This is a genomic window from Curtobacterium sp. Csp1 (genome assembly GCF_013347185.1).
The window spans coordinates 1663361-1681349 of sequence record NZ_CP054594.1; the positions used below are offsets into that span (position 1 = coordinate 1663361).

Annotated in this window: 17 protein-coding genes; 5 read left to right on the forward strand and 12 right to left on the reverse strand. The window is 72.3% G+C overall.

The window, feature by feature from the left end; translation table 11 throughout:
• Window positions 1-27 precede the first annotated feature (27 nt).
• The 8 genes from manD to HUN58_RS08035 form a co-directional block, all read right to left on the reverse strand.
• Window positions 28-1380 (reverse strand): D-mannonate dehydratase ManD, encoded by a 1353-nt coding sequence (manD, locus tag HUN58_RS08000; RefSeq protein ID WP_229666765.1) that lies wholly within the window; start codon window positions 1378-1380, stop codon window positions 28-30.
• Window positions 1377-2660, reverse strand: a complete 1284-nt coding sequence (locus HUN58_RS08005) for a mannitol dehydrogenase family protein (protein WP_180225608.1) — start codon at window positions 2658-2660, stop codon at window positions 1377-1379. Before HUN58_RS08005 ends, manD begins: the two co-directional genes overlap by 4 nt.
• Complete coding sequence (locus tag HUN58_RS08010; protein WP_114848891.1) at window positions 2657-3529, reverse strand: sugar phosphate isomerase/epimerase; 873 nt, start codon at window positions 3527-3529, stop codon at window positions 2657-2659. The genes HUN58_RS08005 and HUN58_RS08010 overlap by 4 nt, the downstream gene beginning before the upstream one ends.
• Window positions 3526-4755: a Gfo/Idh/MocA family protein gene (locus tag HUN58_RS08015; RefSeq protein WP_254631462.1), complete on the reverse strand. Its 1230-nt coding sequence runs from the start codon at window positions 4753-4755 to the stop codon at window positions 3526-3528. Before HUN58_RS08015 ends, HUN58_RS08010 begins: the two co-directional genes overlap by 4 nt.
• A complete protein-coding gene (locus tag HUN58_RS08020) occupies window positions 4752-5591 on the reverse strand; it encodes a sugar phosphate isomerase/epimerase (protein ID WP_180225609.1) in 840 nt (279 codons plus the stop codon). The genes HUN58_RS08015 and HUN58_RS08020 overlap by 4 nt, the downstream gene beginning before the upstream one ends.
• 80 nt (window positions 5592-5671) lie before the next feature.
• The gene (locus HUN58_RS08025) at window positions 5672-6622 is read right to left on the reverse strand and encodes a carbohydrate ABC transporter permease (protein WP_058742280.1); all 951 of its coding nucleotides are present in this window, start codon (window positions 6620-6622) and stop codon (window positions 5672-5674) included.
• The gene (locus tag HUN58_RS08030) at window positions 6619-7605 is read right to left on the reverse strand and encodes a carbohydrate ABC transporter permease (protein ID WP_180225610.1); all 987 of its coding nucleotides are present in this window, start codon (window positions 7603-7605) and stop codon (window positions 6619-6621) included. Before HUN58_RS08030 ends, HUN58_RS08025 begins: the two co-directional genes overlap by 4 nt.
• Entirely contained in the window at window positions 7605-8957 is a 1353-nt protein-coding gene (locus HUN58_RS08035) for an ABC transporter substrate-binding protein (RefSeq protein WP_141860480.1), read from the reverse strand. The genes HUN58_RS08030 and HUN58_RS08035 overlap by 1 nt, the downstream gene beginning before the upstream one ends.
• 144 nt (window positions 8958-9101) lie before the next feature.
• On the opposite strand from HUN58_RS08035, the gene HUN58_RS08040 reads away from it, so the two are divergent.
• From HUN58_RS08040 to HUN58_RS08050, 3 genes are read left to right on the forward strand one after another with little or no spacing between them, the layout of a single operon-like run.
• Entirely contained in the window at window positions 9102-10163 is a 1062-nt protein-coding gene (locus tag HUN58_RS08040; protein WP_180225611.1) for a LacI family DNA-binding transcriptional regulator, read from the forward strand.
• Between the two features lie 11 nt (window positions 10164-10174).
• Complete coding sequence (gene uxaC / locus HUN58_RS08045) at window positions 10175-11614, forward strand: glucuronate isomerase (RefSeq protein WP_180225612.1); 1440 nt, start codon at window positions 10175-10177, stop codon at window positions 11612-11614.
• A 50-nt stretch (window positions 11615-11664) separates the two neighbouring features.
• Complete coding sequence (locus tag HUN58_RS08050) at window positions 11665-12339, forward strand: class I SAM-dependent methyltransferase (protein ID WP_180225613.1); 675 nt, start codon at window positions 11665-11667, stop codon at window positions 12337-12339.
• Between the two features lie 28 nt (window positions 12340-12367).
• Here HUN58_RS08050 and HUN58_RS08055 read toward each other — a convergent pair whose 3' ends face one another.
• Together HUN58_RS08055 and HUN58_RS08060 are read right to left on the reverse strand one after the other, a co-directional pair.
• Window positions 12368-13129, reverse strand: coding sequence for a response regulator transcription factor (locus HUN58_RS08055; protein WP_114848884.1), 762 nt, complete (start codon window positions 13127-13129; stop codon window positions 12368-12370).
• Window positions 13126-14418, reverse strand: a complete 1293-nt coding sequence (locus HUN58_RS08060; protein ID WP_180225614.1) for a sensor histidine kinase — start codon at window positions 14416-14418, stop codon at window positions 13126-13128. The genes HUN58_RS08055 and HUN58_RS08060 overlap by 4 nt, the downstream gene beginning before the upstream one ends.
• A gap of 214 nt (window positions 14419-14632) precedes the next feature.
• Between HUN58_RS08060 and HUN58_RS08065 the strand changes: the two genes are divergently transcribed.
• Window positions 14633-14881, forward strand: coding sequence for an SHOCT domain-containing protein (locus HUN58_RS08065; RefSeq protein ID WP_254631467.1), 249 nt, complete (start codon window positions 14633-14635; stop codon window positions 14879-14881).
• Here the strand turns inward: HUN58_RS08065 and HUN58_RS08070 are convergent.
• On the reverse strand, window positions 14868-15407 hold the full coding sequence (locus HUN58_RS08070; RefSeq protein WP_180225615.1) for a gluconokinase: 540 nt from the start codon (window positions 15405-15407) through the stop codon (window positions 14868-14870). The genes HUN58_RS08065 and HUN58_RS08070 overlap by 14 nt on opposite strands.
• A gap of 114 nt (window positions 15408-15521) precedes the next feature.
• On the opposite strand from HUN58_RS08070, the gene gndA reads away from it, so the two are divergent.
• Window positions 15522-16979 (forward strand): NADP-dependent phosphogluconate dehydrogenase, encoded by a 1458-nt coding sequence (gene gndA / locus HUN58_RS08075; RefSeq protein ID WP_180225616.1) that lies wholly within the window; start codon window positions 15522-15524, stop codon window positions 16977-16979.
• Between the two features lie 77 nt (window positions 16980-17056).
• On the opposite strand, the gene HUN58_RS08080 is transcribed toward gndA, so the two are convergent.
• Window positions 17057-17683, reverse strand: a complete 627-nt coding sequence (locus HUN58_RS08080) for a hypothetical protein (protein WP_180225617.1) — start codon at window positions 17681-17683, stop codon at window positions 17057-17059.
• Window positions 17684-17989: the final 306 nt, after the last annotated feature.

Here is a 17989-nt window from a genome sequence, read left to right on the forward strand (position 1 = left end):
CCAGCATGCACGGGCAGGGCGGGCGCGCTACCAGTCGTGGACGGTGCCGTCGGCCAGCCGGTTGAACGGCAGGTACGCCTGCTCGTACGGGTACTTGCCGGCCTCGTCGACGTCGAGCGTCACGCCGAGGCCCGGCTCGTCGCCCGGGTGCAGGTAGCCGTCCGTGAAGGTGAACGTCTGCCGGAACACCTGGTTCGTCTGCGGCCCGTGCTGCATGTACTCCTGGATGCCGAAGTTGTGGATCGCCATCCCGAGGTGCATCTGCGCCGCGAGTCCCACCGGGGAGATGTCCGTCGGCCCGTGGAACCCGGACTTGATCTGGTACATCGCGGCGTAGTCCATCGTCTTCCGGAGCGGGGAGATGCCGCCCATGTGCGTCACTGCACCGCGGACGTAGTCGATGAGCTGGTCGCGGATGATGTCCTTGAAGTCCCAGATCGTGTTGAACACCTCGCCGATCGCGAGCGGCGTCGTGGTGTGCTGGCGGACGAGCTTGAGCGCCTCCTGGTTCTCGGCGGGGGTGCAGTCCTCGAGCCAGAAGAGGTCGTAGGGCTCGAGGGACTTGCCGAGCTTCGCGGCCTGCAGCGGGGTCATCCGGTGGTGGCCGTCGTGGAGCAGCGGCAGCTCGGGGCCGAACTCGTTCCGGACGGCCTCGAACACGGTCGGCACGTGGCGCAGGTACGCCCGGGTGTCCCAGTCCTCCATCGCGGGGAAGGCCCCGCGCTGCGCCGGCTCGAAGTCGTACCGGACGCCGGCGTTGCCCTCGGTGGTCTTGTTCGACGCGATGCCGTAGATGCTCTCGAGTCCGGGGACCCCCGTCTGGACGCGGATCGACCGGTAGCCCTCCTCCTGGTGCTCGCGGATGGAGTCGAACAGCTCCGGGAGCTCCTTGCCCGAAGCGTGCCCGTACGCCATGAGCCCGGTCCGCGAAGCACCGCCGAGCAGCTGGTAGACGGGCATCCCCGCGACCTTGCCCTTGATGTCCCAGAGTGCCATGTCGACGGCGGCGATCGCGGCCATCGTCACCGGGCCGCGGCGCCAGTAGGACGAGCGGTAGAGGAACTGCCAGGCGTCCTCGATGCGGCTCGCGTCCCGTCCGACGAGCAGCGGGACGACGTGCTCGGTCAGGTACGCGGCGACGGCGAGCTCACGGCCGTTCAGCGTCGCGTCCCCGAGCCCCGTGACACCGTCGGCGGTGGTGAGCTTCAGCGTGACGAAGTTGCGGTTCGGACTCGTGACGACGACCTCGGCCCGGTCGATGAGCTGCCCGCGGTCGGCCGAGGCCCAGGTGTCCGGGCGGCCGGCGGTCGGGTCGGTCGCCGCTCCCCCGTCGCCGGCGCCGGGCACGGGCGCGGCCGGGTTCGTGGTGCTCGTGCTCATCGGAGGACTCCTTCGTCGACGGTGCCGCGAGCAGGTGCCGCGGCGGTGCGGATGCGGTCGGCCGCCGCGGTGACGGCGTCGACCACGGGGGTGGTGTCGAGGTCGGGCGCGACCACGGCGAGGACGTCGTGCACGTCCGAGTCTGGCCCGGGCGCCCCGGGGTCGTCCACCAGCTCCGGTTGCTCGGTGCAGTGCAGCCACCAGGCCGCGAGGGCGGTCGCGGCGCCGGGTCCGACGCCGGCGGCCGGGTCGCGGTCGAGTCGTCGGCGCAGGACGTCGACCACCCGGACCGGCAGCTTCGCCGCGCTCCCGGCGACGATCTGCCGCAGGGTGTGGCGGATCCGCGGGTTCGCGAAGCGTTCGACGAGGGCGGCCCGGGCGTCGTCGACCTCGGCAGCGGGCAGCGGGAGCTCGGCGGCGGCCTCGTCCCAGAGCTGCTCGACCGCTGCGCGGCAGCGGGGGTCGGCCATCGCCTCGGCGACGGTCTCGTGCCCGAGCAGGAGTCCGAGGGACGCCAGGAGCGAGTGCGAACCGTTGAGGAGCCAGAGCTTCCGCTGCTCGAACGGGGTGACGTCGGGCACGAGGCGCACCCCGGCGGTCTCCCACGCGGGGCGGTCGACCCCGTCGAAGGCGTCCTCGAGCACCCACTCGACGAAGGGCTCGGCGACGACGGGGACACGGTCGCCGGGCAGGGCGCCCGGCAGGTCGGCGAGCCCGGCCACGTCGTCGTCGGTCGTCGCCGGGGTGATCCGGTCGACCATCGACGATGGGAAGGTCACGTGGTCGTCGATCCAGGCTCGGAGGTCGGGGTCCGCCGTCGCGGCGTGCACGGCGTCCCGGAGGACGTCGCCGTTGTGCGTCAGGTTGTCGAGCGACACCAGGGCGATCCGTCCGCCGTCCGCCGCCCGCCGGGCGGCGAGCCCGTCGACCAACCGGGCGGGGACGTCGGAACCGGCGCGGTACCCGGCCTCGGTGACCGTCAGCGTGACGATGCTCGTCGTCGGGGACGCGACCGCGCGCCTCCAGGCCGTGTCGTCGGTGCCGGGGTGAGCGGCCACGATCGTGTCGACCACCTCGGCGACGTCGCCGTCCGCTGCCCGCGTGACCAGGGTGTACCGACAGTCCTGCGCGGCGAGCGCGTCGGCGGCCGCGGGCGAGCGTCCCGTGAAGGCGGTGATCCCCCACGGTTCGCCGGTGGCGTGCTGCGTGTACCAGGCGAGGTGTGCGCGGGCGAACGCACCCACCCCCAGGTGCACGATGCCGGGTCGACGGTCGGTCATGCCGCCACCGGGACCAGGGAGCGGAGGTAGGCGAGGTTGTCCGCGGTGCGCTCGGCGAGCGGGAGGTCGGTCGAGAAGTCCTCGATCGTGACCCAGCCGTCGTAGCCGACCTGGCGGAGCGCATCGAGGTACTCGGACACGGACGCCTGCCCGTCACGCAGCGGCGCCCACTCGTGCTGCCAGACCCGGCTGCCGTCGGCACGGGTGTCGCCGGTGTCGACCCACCGGGCGTTCTTGACGTGCGCGTGGGCGAGGTACGGGCCGAGGAGCTCGAAGGCCGCGAGGTGGTCCTCGTGTCCCTCGATGACCAGGTTGCCGAGGTCGTGGATGACACCGACGTGCGCGGGGTCGAGGCCGTCGACGAGTCGCAGGGCCGCCGAGGCCGACGGGGTGATCGTCATGTGATGCAGCTCAACCAGGGCCTTCACCCCGAGCTCCGCCGCGCGACCGGCCGTCCACTCGAGGTCGGCCCGGGTGCGGTCGAACATCTGCCCGTACGTCTCGTGCGTGCGCTCGCGCTCGCGCCGGTACCAGGGCATCGTGACGCGGACCTGACGGGCTCCGAGTTCGCTCGTCACCCGGAGCATCGTCTCGACGCCGGCACGGTCGGACACGGGCTGGTACCCGCCGATGCCCGAGTACTCGAGCCCGGCGGCGTCGGTGGTCCGGGCGATCTCGCCGACCTGCTCGGTGATGCCGCTGTACTGCCAGGTCGACCGGTTGCCGGCCCAGAAGCCGGACGAGCCGTCCTCGGTGCGGTCGTCGACGATGCGCCACTCGATGCCGTCCCAGCCCTGCTCGGCGAGGGTCTCGGCGGCCTGCGACGGGGTCCAGTCCGGGGTGGACGCCGTGAACACGGAGAACTTCATAGGCCTGCTCCTTCACTGGCGGCGGTGGTGGCGGTGGTGGCGGTGGCGACGGTGCGGGACGGCGCTCCGACGACCGGCACGACGTCGTCGTACAGGCCTTCGATCACGTCGTCGATCCGGACCGGCTTGCCGAGCGTGGCGCTGACGTACAGCCCGCGGACGGTCGCGAGCGAGACGAGGGCGGCGTCGACCGTGACGCCGGGGTCCCGGCCCTCGCGGATCGCGGCGACGATGTCGGTGTACTGCCGGGCGTGCCCGGCGGCGAAGTGGTCCGGCTCGACCGGCCCGCCGACGACGTGCTCGGGCGGGACGACCCGGTCCTTCTGGTCGGCGGCGTCGGCCACCGCGGTGGTGTTCGCCGTCGTCGCCGCGGACTCGAGCGTCGCGGTGTCGGGGGCGACGTGGAAGTACGCGAGCCGGTCGTCGTCGACGATCGCGGAACCGTGCGTGCCGTACACGGCCCAGCGCGCGGAGAGGCCCGGGTAGGCGGCCGTCGTGCAGTGGACCACGCCGAGCGCCCCGCCGCGGAACCGGACGGTGGCGACGGCGGTGTCCTCGACCTCGATGCGGTCGTGCGCGAGCAGCCCGACCTGGGCGGAGATCTCCTCCGGACGACCGAGGGCCCACACGAGCAGGTCGACGGTGTGCACGCCCTGGTTCATCACGGCGCCGCCGCCGTCGAGCTCCCAGGTGCCCCGCCAGTCGCCCGAGTCGTAGTACCCCTGCGACCGGTACCACGCCACGCTCGCGACCCCCGAGGTCACGGTCCCGAAGTCGCCGCCATGTGCCGCACCGGCGACGGCGACCGACGCCGGGTCGAACCGGTGCTGGCTGATGACGCTCGTGACGAGTCCGCGCTCGCGAGCGTCCGCGGCGAGCGCCGCGATCTGCCGGGCTCGCGGCATGGTCGTGTCGAGGGGCTTCTCGATGACGACGTGCTTGCCCGCGGCGAGGGCCGCCTCGGCCAGCTGCACGTGCATGCCCGACGGCGAGCAGATCGCGACGACGTCGATGTCGGTCTGTTCGATGGCCTCCTCGATCGTGGACGTCGTGATCGGACGGGTGGCTCCCGTCGACTCGAGTTCGTCGGCGGCGCTCGTGGCCGCGGCGGGGACGGCGTCGACGAGCGCCACGACCTGCAGGTCCGGGTGCTGGACGGCGACGCGGGCGTGGTGGCGACCGATGACGCCGGCACCGACGACTGCCAGCTTGAGTGGTGTGGTCATCGCAGGGTGACTCCGATCTGCTCGGTGAGGGTGCGGAAGGCGCGACCGGCGCGACCGAAGGCCGCGGGGCCGGAGAACCCGCCGAGGTGGGTGAAGTCGCTGAGGTGCGGTTCGAGCGACGCGTAGCCGGCGTACCCGGCGTCGCGGAGTGCGGTCAGGGTGTCGAGCAGTTCGCCATCGCCCTCACCCGCGGGGAGCACGGACGCGTCCGCGGCGAGCGCGTCCTTGACCTGCAGGTAGTCGACGTACGGGGCGAGCTGCGCCCACCCGTCGGTGAACGGGCGGACCCCGCACTGCACGTAGTTCGCGTTGTCCCAGGCGAGCCGCAGCGCGGGTGACGCGACGCTCTCGACGACGTCGAGCACACGGTCGGGCACGTCGCCGTAGATGTCCTTCTCGTTCTCGTGCAGGAGCGTGACGCCCTCGCGCTCGGCGAGGTCGGCGAGCGCCCGCATCCGGACGAGGACGTCGTCGCGGACGTCCTCCGGTGCACGGTCCGGGAAGTAGAACGAGAAGATCCGGACGTTCGTCGTGCCGAGGGCGTGCGCGGCGGCGATCGCCCGGCCGAGCCGGCCCACCTCGTGCTCGACGGGTTCGTCGACGGCGACCTTGCCGATCGGTGAGGCGATGGCGGAGACGGTCTGACCGCGCTCGTGGAACAGGCGGTGCAGGCCGGCGAGCTGGTCCTCGTCGAGGTCGACGACGTTCACCCCCCAGGCGCTCCGCACCTCGATCGCGGAGGCGCCGAGCGCCTGCAGCACGGCGACCTGGATCGTGGGGTCGGCGTCGATCTCGTCGCCGAAGCCGGAGAGCTCCCACGTTGGTTGGTCGGTCATTGCGTTCCCTTCGTGAGACCGGACGGGAGGCGCGGGGCGGGCTGGCACCGCGCCTCCTGTCCGTCGTCTGGTTGCGTTCGCTACTTGACGGAGCCGGCCGTCAGGCCGCCGACCAGGTAGCGCTGGAAGATCAGGTAGAGCGCGACGACCGGCACGGCGCACACGATCGAGGCGGCCATCATCTGGCCGTAGATCGGGACGGCGCCGCCCTCCTGCGTGGTGCCGAGCACCTGCAGGACGACCGCGACGGTGCGGGTGTTCGGGGTCGTCATGATCGTGCTGAACAGCACGTCGTTCCAGCCGAGCAGGAAGGCGAAGATCGCCGACACGACGATCCCGGGCCACGACAGCGGCAGGACGACGCTCCGCAGGATGCGTCCGCTCGAGGCGCCGTCGATGCGCGCCGCCTCTTCGAGTTCCTTCGGCAGACCGCGGAGGTAGGTCACCATGACCCACGTCGAGAACGGCAGCGCGAACGTCAGGTAGGTGACGAAGAGGCCCCAGCGGGTGCCGATGACCTGCACACCGGTCGCGCTCGCGATGTTCGCGAAGACGACGAACACCGGCAGGAGCAGGAGGGTCCCGGGGATGGACTGCAGGGCGAGGAGCCCGCGCAGGATCGTGAGCCGGCCGAGGAACCGGAACCGGACCAGGACGTAGGCGGTCGACACGGCGAGCGCGGCGCTCGCGACGGCCACGGCCCCGGCGGTCAGGAGCGAGTTCACCAGCCCCTGGCCGAGGGCGACGGTGTTCCAGATCTCGACGTAGTTCGCCAGCGTGAACTCGGACGGGAAGTACTCGCCGCGGGCGACCGCGACGTCCGAGTTGACCGAGCCGAACAGGATGTAGAGCACCGGCGCGGCGATGAACGCGATGATGACGGCGATCACGACGACCAGGAGCCACCGGGGCAGGAGCCGGGTGACGTCGGTGTCGTACGGGCGCTTGGTGCGCTTCCGGGCGCCCCCGGTGGTGATGCTCTCGGTGAGCGTCGCGGTGGGCCGGGTGCGGGTGGTGCTGAAGGCGCTCATGCGCGGGCTCCGTCGAGGTCGGCGGCGGCGGCCGGGGTCGCTGCTGCGAGGGTCAGCCGGTCGCTGCGGCGCTGCTTGCGGCTGGGGTCGGCGTCGTCACCGGTGTCGAGCTTGACGGCCCGCAGGTACACGAACAGCGGGATGGCGACGATCACGAGCGAGCAGATCGCCATCGCCGCGGAGAGCCCGAAGCGGAACGACTGGAAGCTCGCGATGTACGTCAGGACGGGCATGACCTCGACGCTCGAGGGCAGCGGGATGCCGAACAGCACGAACGGCAGCGTGAAGTTGTTGATGTTGTGGAGGATCGAGATGATCACCGCGAGGCTGAGCGGTCCGCGGAGGTACGGGAAGACGATGTACCGCAGCTTCGCCCACCACGTGACGCCGTCGAGTGCCGCGGCCTCGTGCACCTCGTTGTCGACCGCCTGCAGCCCCGCGAGCGAGAGCAGGTAGACGAAGGGCCAGCTCGTCCAGATCATCACGCCGGCCAGGGCCCAGTAGGACGCCGAGCCGTTCAGCCACAGCACGTCCGTGCCGAGCACCGTGTTCACGACGCCCTGCGGTTGGAGCATCGTGCGGAAGAACGTGCCGACGACGAAGGCCGGGAGCACGTACGGGATGAGGTAGACCGAGCGGACGAGTCCGCGTCCGGGGAACCGGTTCTGCGTGGAGATCGCCGCGGCGACGCCGATCGGGACGGTGACGGCCGTGACGAGCACGGACAGCGACACCGAGATCCAGACCGAGTGCAGGAGCGGCGAGTCCGTGAACGCCTCGGCGAAGTTGGCGAGGCCGACGAACGGGGCGCTGAACCACTCGCGGAGGGTGTACTGGTCGAGGTCGAGCATCGCGATGTACACGCCCACCAGGAGCGGCACGACGATGACGACGAGCATGAGGACACCGCCGGGCAGGAGCATCCACAGGGGGCGCTCGCGCTTGTAGAGGGGTGTCTTGCCGTGTGGCCGGACCTGCGTCATCACAGGCCTCCGTTCTTCTGCCGGTCCAGGGTTGCCTGGGCGTCCCGTTGTGCGGCGTCGAGCCGCTTCCGGAGCTGGTCGTCGGTCACCTCGCCGCTCTTCAGCGACGGGATGGACTGCACGACGACGTCGACGAGCGAGAGCTGGATGTCGGACCACGCGCCGGTGAAGGCGGTGGGCTTCGAGAGCTTGCCGGCCTGGACGATCGGAGCGAGGTCGGGGTTCTCCTGCGCGATGGTCTGCGCGGCCTGCGTGTTGGTCGGCAGCTGCCCGAACAGCTCGAAGTAGCGCTCCTGGGCCGCCGGTGACGAGACCTGCTTGACGAAGTCGAAGGACAGGTCCTGCTTCTTGCCGTAGTCGGCGACGACGAGGTTGTCGCCGGACAGGATGCTCGCCGCCTCGATCCCGTCGGCCGGACGCTCGGTCGCACCAGGGGGCACCGTCGGCAGGAGCGCGTACTCGTACTTGCCGTCGACCGCCGAGCCCTTGAGGGTGTTCAGCGACGTCGTGGTCGTCATCGGGAAGAACGCGGCCTTGCCGTCCGCGAACTGGGCGAGGGCCTGGGCGTTGTTCCAGCCGATCGCGGCCTGGTCGACGACGCCGTCCTTCGTCACCCAGTCGAAGTAGGTGCGGTAGGCGTTCTCGACGGCGTCCGCGGAGATCTCCGCCTTCGAGCCGTCGACGATCGTGTTGCCGGCGTTCTGCGCCATGCCCCAGACGAACTTCCACGGGTCGAACCCGTCGGCGTAGGCGATCGCCATGCCGAAGTGGCCGTCACGGGTGGTCGCCTTCGCGTCCGCGGTGAGCTCGTCCCAGGTGGTCGGCAGGTCGGTGATGCCCGCCTGGGCGAGCAGGTCCTTGTTGACCGCCATCACGAACGGCCGGCTGGCGAACGGGATGCCGATCTGCTTCGACGCGCTCGGCCCGGAGATGCCGAGCGAGGCGGCGTCGAACTGGTCCTTGCCGCCGACCGCCCGCCACTCCTTGCTGCCCATCTCGACGAAGGCGCCGGTGGCGTACGCGGTGGGGGTGAACGTCGTGCCGATCGCGTAGACGTCGGGGCCCTGTCCGGAGATGACGCTCGTCTGGATGGCGGTCAGCTCCTCCTGCGCGGAGGAGTACGTCTCCCACTGGATCCGGGCGCCCGTGGTGCGCTCGAACTCGGCAGCGGTCTCCTGCTGCCACTGCTTGCGCTCCTTGGGGTAGGTGGTGTCCGCGCCCATCATCACGCGGAGGGTGTTCGGGTCGTCGCCGCTGCCGTTCACGATCGCGCAGCCCTGGAGCGTGAGGGCGGCGACTGCGACGACGGCGGCACCGACGAGGGCGCGGGTCCTGCGTCTTCCTGTGCTCATGCGGGGGTTTCCTCCTCGAAGCCTCCACCGGGCTGAGCCCGGCCGACCGGCGGCGCTGCCGGCTGTGCGCCCCACTGTCCCGCTCCGTGGCAACATGCGGCAACCGGTTGCCACTTGTTGCCACGGCGGCTTAGCGTCACCACCGTGAGCAGCGCAGACACCGACACCGCTCGGCGGGTGACGATCCGGGACATCGCCGACGCGACCGGTGTGGCCCCGTCGACGGTGTCCCGTGCACTGTCCCTGCCCGACCGGGTGAACCGCGCCACGCAGCAGCGGATCCAGGACGCGGCGCGGGAGCTCGGCTACGTCCCGAACCAGCAGGCACGGGCCCTGACGTCCGGTCGCACCCGGGCCGTCGCCGTGCTCGTCTCGGACATCACGAACCCCTTCTACTTCGACGTCATCCGTGGCACGCAGCACCAGCTCGCCGCCGCCGGGTGGACGCAGCTGCTCGTCGACACCGAGGAGTCGGCCGAGGCGGAGCTCGCGGCCCTGAGCGCGATCGCGACGAAGGCCGACGGCGCGGTGCTCACCGCGTCCCGCCTGTCCGACGCGCAGATCGCCCGGTTCGCGGAGCGGACGCCGCTCGTCGTCGTGAACCGCCGACCGGCGGGGGTCCCCTCGGTGCTCATCGACACCCCCGGCGGGGTCGAGCAGGCCGTGCAGCACCTCGTGTCGCTCGGTCACCGGGACGTGCTGTACGTCGCCGGTCCGGACAGCTCGTGGTCGAACGAACGCCGCTGGCGGGCGCTCGTCCGCGTGGGGAAGCGCCTGGGTGTCCGGGTCGCACGGATCGGCCCGCACGCGCCGTTCGTCGACTCCGGTGCCGCCGCTGCCGACGCCGCCGTCCACGCGGGCGCGACGGCCTGCGTCGCGTTCAACGACCTCATCGCCATCGGCATGCTCACCCGACTGCGGGAGCGCGGCGTCCGCGTCCCGGACGACATGTCCGTCGTCGGGTGCGACGACATCTTCGGTGCCGACTTCTGCAACCCACCGCTCACCACGATGACGTCGCCGATCGAGCGTGCCGGACAGGTCGCCATCCGGATGCTGCTCGGTCGGCTCGGCGCGTCCCCGTCCGACGATCCGCTCGGCGACCCGGTCGGCGACCACCCGGCGAGCGCCGTCGCCCTGCCCACCCACCTGACCGTGCGGGAGTCCACCGGCCCCGCACCGGCCACCGCCCGCCGTCCGTCCTGAAGGAGTCGACGATGACCCGGACCAGCACCGCCACCCCGCTCGCCCCGCACCCCGACCGGCTGTTCGCCGCCGACCCCGCCGCGCGGACCGTCGCCCGGACCGTGTACCAGGCCGTCGCGGACGCGCCGATCATCTCCCCCCACGGGCACGTCGACGCGGCCCTGATCGCGGACGACCAGCCGTTCGCCGACCCCGCGTCGCTGCTCGTCACGCCCGACCACTACGTGCTGCGGCTGCTCCACGCCAACGGCGTCGGCCTCGACGAACTGGGACGACCGGACCGCTCCGGCGACGGGTCCGTCCCCGACGGTCGACAGATCTGGCACCGGCTGGCCGCGCACTGGGACGACTTCGCCGGCACGCCCGTCCGGTACTGGTTCGAGACGGAGCTGCACGACGTCTTCGGTCTGACGGAGCAGCCGTCGGCCGAGAACGCCGACGCGCAGTACGACCACCTGGCGGAGCTGCTGACCACGCCCGCGTTCCGTCCGCGGGCGCTCTTCGACACCTTCCGCATCGAGGTCCTCGCCACCACCGACGACCCGACCGCGGACCTCGCCGCGCACGCGCGGCTCGCCGCCGACCCGTCCTTCCGTGGACGGGTGCTGCCCACCTTCCGCGCGGACGCGGTCTTCGACCCGTCCCGACCGGACTGGAGGCACGTGGTCACGTCCATCGGTCAGGCCGCGGGCATCGACACGGGCACCCACGCGGGCCTGCTCGCCGCGCTGCGCGCGCGACGGCGGTACTTCATCGAGCACGGCGCGACCGCGACGGACACCGGCGTGCTCGACGCGGGTTCGACCCCGCTCTCCACGGCGGCACGGGAGCGCATCCACACCACGGCGCTGCTCGGCCCGGCGTCCCTGACCGAGGCGGACGCCGTCGCCTACCGGCACGACATGCTCTACCGCTGGGCGGAGATGAGCGTCGAGGACGGGCTGGTCATGCAGCTGCACCCCGGCGTGCACCGAAACCACCACCGGCCGACGCTCGAGCGCTTCGGGCCGGACACCGGGCACGACCTGCCCGCGGTCGGGTCCTTCACCGAGCCGCTCCGGCCGCTCCTCGAGGCCTTCGGCACCGCCCCCGGGTTCCACCTCGTGCTCTTCACGGTCGACGAGACGGTGTTCTCGCGCGAGATCGGGCCGCTCGCCGGCTTCTACCCGGCCGTCTACGCCGGAGCGCCGTGGTGGTTCATCGACACCCCGGCGGCGATCGGCCGGTACCGCGCCGCGGTCACCGACTCGGCGTCGTTCACGAAGACGTCCGGGTTCATCGACGACACCCGGGCCTACTGCTCGATCCCGGCGCGGCACGACATGGCGCGGCGGGCGGACGCGGCGTACCTGGCCTCGCTCGTCGTGTCGCACCAGCTCAGCGAGGAGGACGCGGTGCGCACCGCCCACCGGATCGTGTCGGACATCCCGCGGGCGACGTTCAAGCTCTGACCCGGTGCTCGTCGCCGGCCGATCCGGCGGCCGACGGGTACGGTCGTCGGATGGTCGAGCGGGCGGCTTCGCGGGTGCAGCGGGCGGACGAGCGGGTGCAGCGGGCGGACGAGCGGGTGCAGCGGGCGGACGAGCGGGTGCAGCGGGCGTACGCCGCCCGGGCGGACGAGTACGCGGCCGTGCTCGGGTCGATGGAGGCCGTGCACGTGGCGGACCGGACCCACGTCGAGCAGTGGGCGGCCGGCTGCCACGGCGTCGTGGTCGACGCCGGATGCGGGCCCGGGCACTGGACCGCACACCTGGCCGGGCTCGGACACCGGGTCGTCGGGCTCGACGTGGTCCCGGAGTTCGTCGCGATCGCACGGCGGACGGCACCGGGCGTGGAGGTGCGCCGGGCCACGCTCGAGTCGACCGGGCTGCCGGCCGGGAGCGTGGGCGGGGTGCTCTCGTGGTACTCGCTCGTGCACCACGAGCCGGATGCCGTCCCGGTCGCCCTCGCGGAGTTCCACCGGGTGCTCGACGCCGGTGGCGGGCTGCTCGTCGGCGCCTTCGCCGGTGCCGTCCTGGAGCCGTTCGACCACGCGGTGACGACGGCGTGGCGGTGGCCGGAGGAGCGCCTGGTCGCGGCGGTCGAGGACGCGGGGTTCACCGTCGTCGACGTGCGGGAGCGCGAGGACGAGGGGGTGCGGCCGCACCTGGCGGTCAGCGCGGTGCGGGCGGGGTGATGTCGCCCGCCGTCGCGGCAGGTGGTCGTCAGGGCTGCCAGCCGGGGGTGGCCAGGCCGGTCTCGTAGGCGAAGACGACGAGCTGAGCGCGGTCGCGGGCGCCGAGCTTGATCATCGCGCGGGACACATGGGTCTTCGTGGTCATCGGGCTGACGAACAGGCGCTCGGCGATCTCGGTGTTGGTGAGTCCGAGGGCGACGAGCTGCATGACCTCGCGTTCCCGCTCCGTCAGCACGTCGAGCGACGGGGCGAGGGCGCTCGGCTTCGCGTGCGCGGCGTAGGCGGCGACGAGGGACCGGGTCGCCCCCGGGGACAGCAGGGACTCCCCCGCCTGCACGGTGCGGATCGCCCGGAGGAGCTCCGCAGGCTCGGTGTCCTTCACGAGGAAGCCGGCGGCACCACCGCGGATCGCCTCGAACACGTAGGCGTCCTCCTCGAAGGTGGTGAGGACGACGACGTGAACGCTGTCGAGCTCCGGGTCCGCGGCGATGCGTCTCGTCGCCTCGAGGCCGTCGGAGCCCGGCATGCGGATGTCCATGAGGACCACGTCCGGACGCTCCCGACGGACGGCGTCGACCGCGGCGTCGCCGTCGCCCGCGTCGCCGACCACCGTCATGCCCGGTTCGGCGTCGACGAGCGCGCGGAGCCCAGCCCGGACGAGCACCTGGTCGTCGACGAGCAGGACGCGGATCTGCTCGCCCCCATCGTCGGCAGGGGTCGGGCCTGCGGAGGTCGAACCTGCGGAAGTCGGGCCTGCGGGGCTCGGGCCTGCGGGGCTCGGGTCGGTCATGCTGGCTCCTCGGATCGGTCTGGTGGCCGGTTCGTCGGCACGGGCAGGCGCGCGGCCACCCGCCACCCGCCGTCCGGGGTCGGTCCGGCCGTCATCGTGCCGCCCACCGCGTCGGCGCGCTCGCGCATCCCGATGAGCCCGTTGCCCGACTCCCCGAGCCGGGTCGACCGCTGGACGGCTCCGGGCAGCGGGTGGTCCTGGACGACGAGGTCGAGCACCTCGGCGCCCACCGAGACGGTGACGTCGACGCGGTGGCCCGGCGCGTGCTTCATCACGTTCGTCACGGACTCCTGCACGATCCGGAAGGCGTTGCGGTCCACCACGCCGCCGACGGTCGTCGGGTCGCCCTCGACCCGTGCGGTCACGTCGATGCCCGCCGCCCGCGCACGGTCGACGAGGTCCGGGACCCGGTCGAGCCCCGGCACCGGGTTCCGCTCCGGCACGACCCGGCCGTCGGGGTCGGGACCGGCGCCGTCCGCCGAGCGCAACACCCCCAGGATCGTCCGGAGTTCGACGAGGGCTTCGCGGCTGGTGTCCCGGATGCTCGTCAGTGAGTCCCGCGTCCCCGGAGGCAGGGTCGCGCCGAGGTGCAGCGCCACCCCTGCCTGCAGGTTGATGAGCGACATGCTGTGCGCGACCGAGTCGTGCAGCTCCCGCGCGATCCGGACGCGCTCGTCCCTGGCGCGCTGCTGCTCGGCCTCGGCCCGGGCACGCCGACGCTCGGCGACCCGTTCGAGACGGACACGGGCGAGTTCGGTGACGACGATCGTCACGGTCACCCAGGCGAGCGCGAGGACGGCGGCGTCGATGCTGTACAGGGGCGATCGAGCCGTCAGCAGGTCGGCGGACGGCAGCAACCCGACGGCGACGACCGCCGCGGCGAGGACCGAGCGCCGGTGCCCGCGGAACCAGGCGTTCGCCATCGCCATCGTCAGCGCCGCCACGAACGGGCCGCGGGGCGACACCAGCAGGGCGTACCCCGCGGTCGTCGCGAGCGTGACGGCGAGGACGCTCCGCGGGAACGACCATCGCCAGGGCAGCACGAGCACGCCCGCCACGAGCAGCACGACCGCGAGCGGGACGACGTCCACGGGCTCGAGCACGACGCCGGCGCCCGCCCAGGGGGGACGTTGCCCTCGCGGGGGTCCGCCGCTGATGCGCGACGCGAGCAGGGTCCCGGCGACCTGCACGACCGCGACGGGGAGCACCCGACCGACGCGGGCGAACCGCGGGCTCCCCGAGGACCGGCGGCGATCGCCGGTGGTCGGAGCGGGGGCGTCGGTGGTCACGGGGCGAGCCTAGGGGCGGCAGCGCGCCGGGGCGTCGGGCCGCCGCACCATCTGTGGACTACTCCCCCGGGCGGAGTCGCCTGTGCAGGAGTGGCGTCGTCGCGACTGCGGGAGCAGCCGGAAGTGGGCCCGGTCGGCGGACGCGCGCCGTGCCTCCAGGCCGGAGGCTCGTCCTGTCGCACCAGCGACGACCACGCAACCACAGGAGGCCATCGTGATCCCCGCACTCTCGTCCATCGCCGCCGTCGGTCCGTACGCCCACGGACCCGGCTTCCCGTTCCTCGCGCTCCCGCTGTTCTTCTTCCTGGCGCTCGTGGCGCTCGGCGTCGTCTTCGGCGTCCTCCGCCGCGGGTCCTGGCGGGCGCGCTCCGATGCCCGGTCCGTGCTCGCGGACCGTTTCGCCCGGGGCGACATCGACGCCGAGGAGTACCGCGGGCGGCTCGCCGAGCTCAGCCGGAGGTGACCGACAGCGCCGACCTGATCGTCGCCACGGTGTCGTCGACGGAGCCGTCGATCGACACCGCGACGGCGGCCTCGTCGGGCTCCGGCCGCTCGAGCGTCGCGAACTGCGAGTCGAGCAGCGACGTCGGCATGTACTCGTGGTGCCGGTGCGACTGCCGCTCGGCGATGAGGTCGTGCGAGCCGTCGAGGAAGGCGATGACCAGGTCCGGGGCGGCGGACCGGAGCCGGTCCCGGTACACGCGCTTGAGCGCCGAGTTCGCCATCACGCAGCGGCGACCCGAGGCCTGCACCGCCGCGATCCTGGCCGCGCAGGCGTCGAGCCACGGCCAGCGGTCCTCGTCGGTCAGCGGCATGCCCTGCCGCATCTTCTCCTTGTTCGCGGCGGGGTGCAGGTCGTCCGCGTCGACGAACTCGCTCGGCTGACCCTGGTCGGCGAGGGCGTCGGCGAGCGCCTGTCCGATCGTCGACTTGCCGGAGCCGGAGACCCCCATCACGAGCACGGGCGGGAGGACGGCGACGTCGTTCATCCCTCCACAGTAGGAGAGCGTCCGGTTCCCGTCCCCAGTTGCCGTCACACTCGTGCGACCCCAGGGTCCGGCTCGTAGGTTGGGCACCGAACATCCAGGACGAAGGAGACCCAGGTGGCAGAGCACGACGGACAGGCGAACATCGGGGTCATCGGCCTCGCGGTGATGGGCTCGAACCTCGCACGCAACCTCGCCTCACGCGAGGGCAACACGGTCGCGGTCTACAACCGCACCTACGCCCGGACCGAGGAACTCATGCAGGAACACGGCGACGCCGGGTTCATCGCATCAGAGGACATCGACGGGTTCGTCGCGTCGCTGTCGAAGCCCCGGACCGCGATCATCATGGTGCAGGCCGGCAAGGGCACCGACGCCGTCATCGACCAGCTCGCGGAGCGGTTCGAGGAGGGCGACATCATCGTGGACGGCGGCAACGCGAACTTCCACGACACCATCCGTCGCGAGCACGACCTGCGCGAGAAGGGCCTGAACTTCGTCGGCACCGGCATCTCCGGCGGCGAAGAAGGCGCGCTCAACGGCCCGTCGATCATGCCCGGCGGCTCGAAGGAGGCCTGGGAGACCCTCGGACCGATCCTCAAGTCGATCGCCGCCGTGGCCGAGGGCGAGCCGTGTGTGACGCACATCGGCTCCGACGGCGCCGGCCACTTCGTGAAGATGGTGCACAACGGCATCGAGTACGCCGACATGCAGCTCATCGCGGAGTCCTACGACCTGCTCCGCCGCGTCGGCGGGTACTCCGTCGAGCAGCTCGTGCAGGTGTTCGACGAGTGGAACAAGGGCGACCTGGAGTCGTACCTGATCGAGATCACCGGCGAGGTCCTCAAGCAGCAGGACGCCGACACCGGGAAGCCGCTCGTCGACGTCATCCGCGACGAGGCCGGCTCCAAGGGCACCGGCGTCTGGACCGTGCAGAACGCCGTCGGTCTGGGCATCCCGGTGTCGGGCATCGGCGAGGCGGTCTTCGCCCGTGCGGTGTCGTCGAAGCCGACCCAGCGTGCCGCGGTGCAGCGGAGCGTGGAGAACCGACCGGACATCGCCGAGGTGCCGGACTCGTTCGCCGACGACGTCCGTGCGGCGCTGTACGCATCGAAGGTCGTCGCGTACGCGCAGGGCTTCGACCTCATCATCGCCGGGGCGAAGGAGTACGACTGGGACATCGACCTGGGCGCGGTCGCGAAGATCTGGCGCGGTGGCTGCATCATCCGGGCGCAGTTCCTCAACCGCATCGTCGAGGCGTACGACAAGAACCCGGCGCTCGAGTCGCTGCTGGTCGACCCGTACTTCGCGGACGCCGTCGCGGAGGGCGAAGCGGCCTGGCGACGGATCGTCGGCATCGCGGTCGCGTCCGGGATCCCGGCGCCGGGCTTCTCGTCCGCGCTGGCCTACTACGACTCCCTCGCCTCGGACCGGCTCCCCGCGGCGCTGATCCAGGGGCAGCGTGACTTCTTCGGGGCGCACACCTACCAGCGCATCGACAAGGACGGCACGTTCCACACCCTGTGGTCCGACGACGACCGGCGCGAGGTCGAACAGGAGCCGTCGACGCACTGACCGAGGGGCACTGACGGGTCCGGACCGGCCGACGGGCGAGGAGCGCAGGCTCCTCGCCCGTTCCCGTTCCCGGTCGTTCAGGCGACGATGCGCTCGCGGGCCAGGTCGGCGACGAGCCGCTCGAGCCGCGGGCCACGGCCGAGCAGGCGCTGCGACCCCGGAGCCGAGCGGACGAAGAACGTGGCGACCGCGGTCGTGTCGTCCGGCCGGACGTAGTGCAAGGCAACCGCCGCGGCGTTCCGTTCCCCGACCACGTCCTCGAGTCCGACGTGCACCATCCGGCTCCAGCGGATCACGAGCAGCCGGGTCGCGCGGCGCTCCTCGAGTTCCCAGAGCGACGCCTCGGTGGCACCGAACGCCCAGGTGACCCGCTGCCCGAGCGCCGTCTCGGGACGGGCTTCGTGCACGGCGTCGCGGAGCTCCTGGGTCGGTACCGAGGGGACGAGCCAGACGGTCGGGTCGATGCGCCGGATCGCGAGCGCGAGCGCCTCGTCGGCGCGGCGCCGTCGGATCGCCCGGGCCCGGAGGACCGCGACGGCGATGAGCGCCAGGCCGCCGGTGATCGCGACCGCCTCGAGCACCCCGAAGTACGACAGGTCGGACTCCGGCGCGGTCGTGGACACCACGATGCGGGTGACGAGCAGGGCGACCCAGATCCCCACGATCGTCCAGCGCAGGGCGGCGAAGCGTCGAGCGACCGACATCGTCGGGCGGGACCGCCGCTGCGCACGTCGCTGCGCACGTTGCTGTGCACGTCGCTGAGCTCGCTGCTGGGCCCGCTGCTGCGCACGTTGCCGACGCGGCACGCGGTCGGGTCGGCTCAGCACATCCCGATCCTCGCACGGTCCGGCGTCGCCGCGCTGGCCCGTTCCGGGGAACGAGGCGATGAACGCCCGGGGAAGCCCCGCTCCTCCACAGCAGGTCGGCCGCCGGCGCCCGTCCACCGTCCGGCCGCCTGTCAGCCCGTCGGCGGCCTGCCGACCTACGCTGCACGGGTGAGCACCGCACCA

What these genes read in the sequence shown, in the direction of transcription:
- manD (WP_229666765.1), bottom strand. Translation starts at nt 1,380, where the DNA reads ATGAGCACGAGCACCACGAACCCGGCCGCGCCCGTGCCCGGCGCCGGC.
- HUN58_RS08005 (WP_180225608.1), bottom strand. Translation starts at nt 2,660, where the DNA reads ATGACCGACCGTCGACCCGGCATCGTGCACCTGGGGGTGGGTGCGTTC.
- HUN58_RS08010 (WP_114848891.1), bottom strand. Translation starts at nt 3,529, where the DNA reads ATGAAGTTCTCCGTGTTCACGGCGTCCACCCCGGACTGGACCCCGTCG.
- HUN58_RS08015 (WP_254631462.1), bottom strand. Translation starts at nt 4,755, where the DNA reads ATGACCACACCACTCAAGCTGGCAGTCGTCGGTGCCGGCGTCATCGGT.
- HUN58_RS08020 (WP_180225609.1), bottom strand. Translation starts at nt 5,591, where the DNA reads ATGACCGACCAACCAACGTGGGAGCTCTCCGGCTTCGGCGACGAGATC.
- HUN58_RS08025 (WP_058742280.1), bottom strand. Translation starts at nt 6,622, where the DNA reads ATGAGCGCCTTCAGCACCACCCGCACCCGGCCCACCGCGACGCTCACC.
- HUN58_RS08030 (WP_180225610.1), bottom strand. Translation starts at nt 7,605, where the DNA reads ATGACGCAGGTCCGGCCACACGGCAAGACACCCCTCTACAAGCGCGAG.
- HUN58_RS08035 (WP_141860480.1), bottom strand. Translation starts at nt 8,957, where the DNA reads ATGAGCACAGGAAGACGCAGGACCCGCGCCCTCGTCGGTGCCGCCGTC.
- uxaC (WP_180225612.1), top strand. Translation starts at nt 10,175, where the DNA reads ATGACCCGGACCAGCACCGCCACCCCGCTCGCCCCGCACCCCGACCGG.
- HUN58_RS08050 (WP_180225613.1), top strand. Translation starts at nt 11,665, where the DNA reads ATGGTCGAGCGGGCGGCTTCGCGGGTGCAGCGGGCGGACGAGCGGGTG.
- HUN58_RS08055 (WP_114848884.1), bottom strand. Translation starts at nt 13,129, where the DNA reads ATGACCGACCCGAGCCCCGCAGGCCCGAGCCCCGCAGGCCCGACTTCC.
- HUN58_RS08070 (WP_180225615.1), bottom strand. Translation starts at nt 15,407, where the DNA reads ATGAACGACGTCGCCGTCCTCCCGCCCGTGCTCGTGATGGGGGTCTCC.
- HUN58_RS08080 (WP_180225617.1), bottom strand. Translation starts at nt 17,683, where the DNA reads ATGTCGGTCGCTCGACGCTTCGCCGCCCTGCGCTGGACGATCGTGGGG.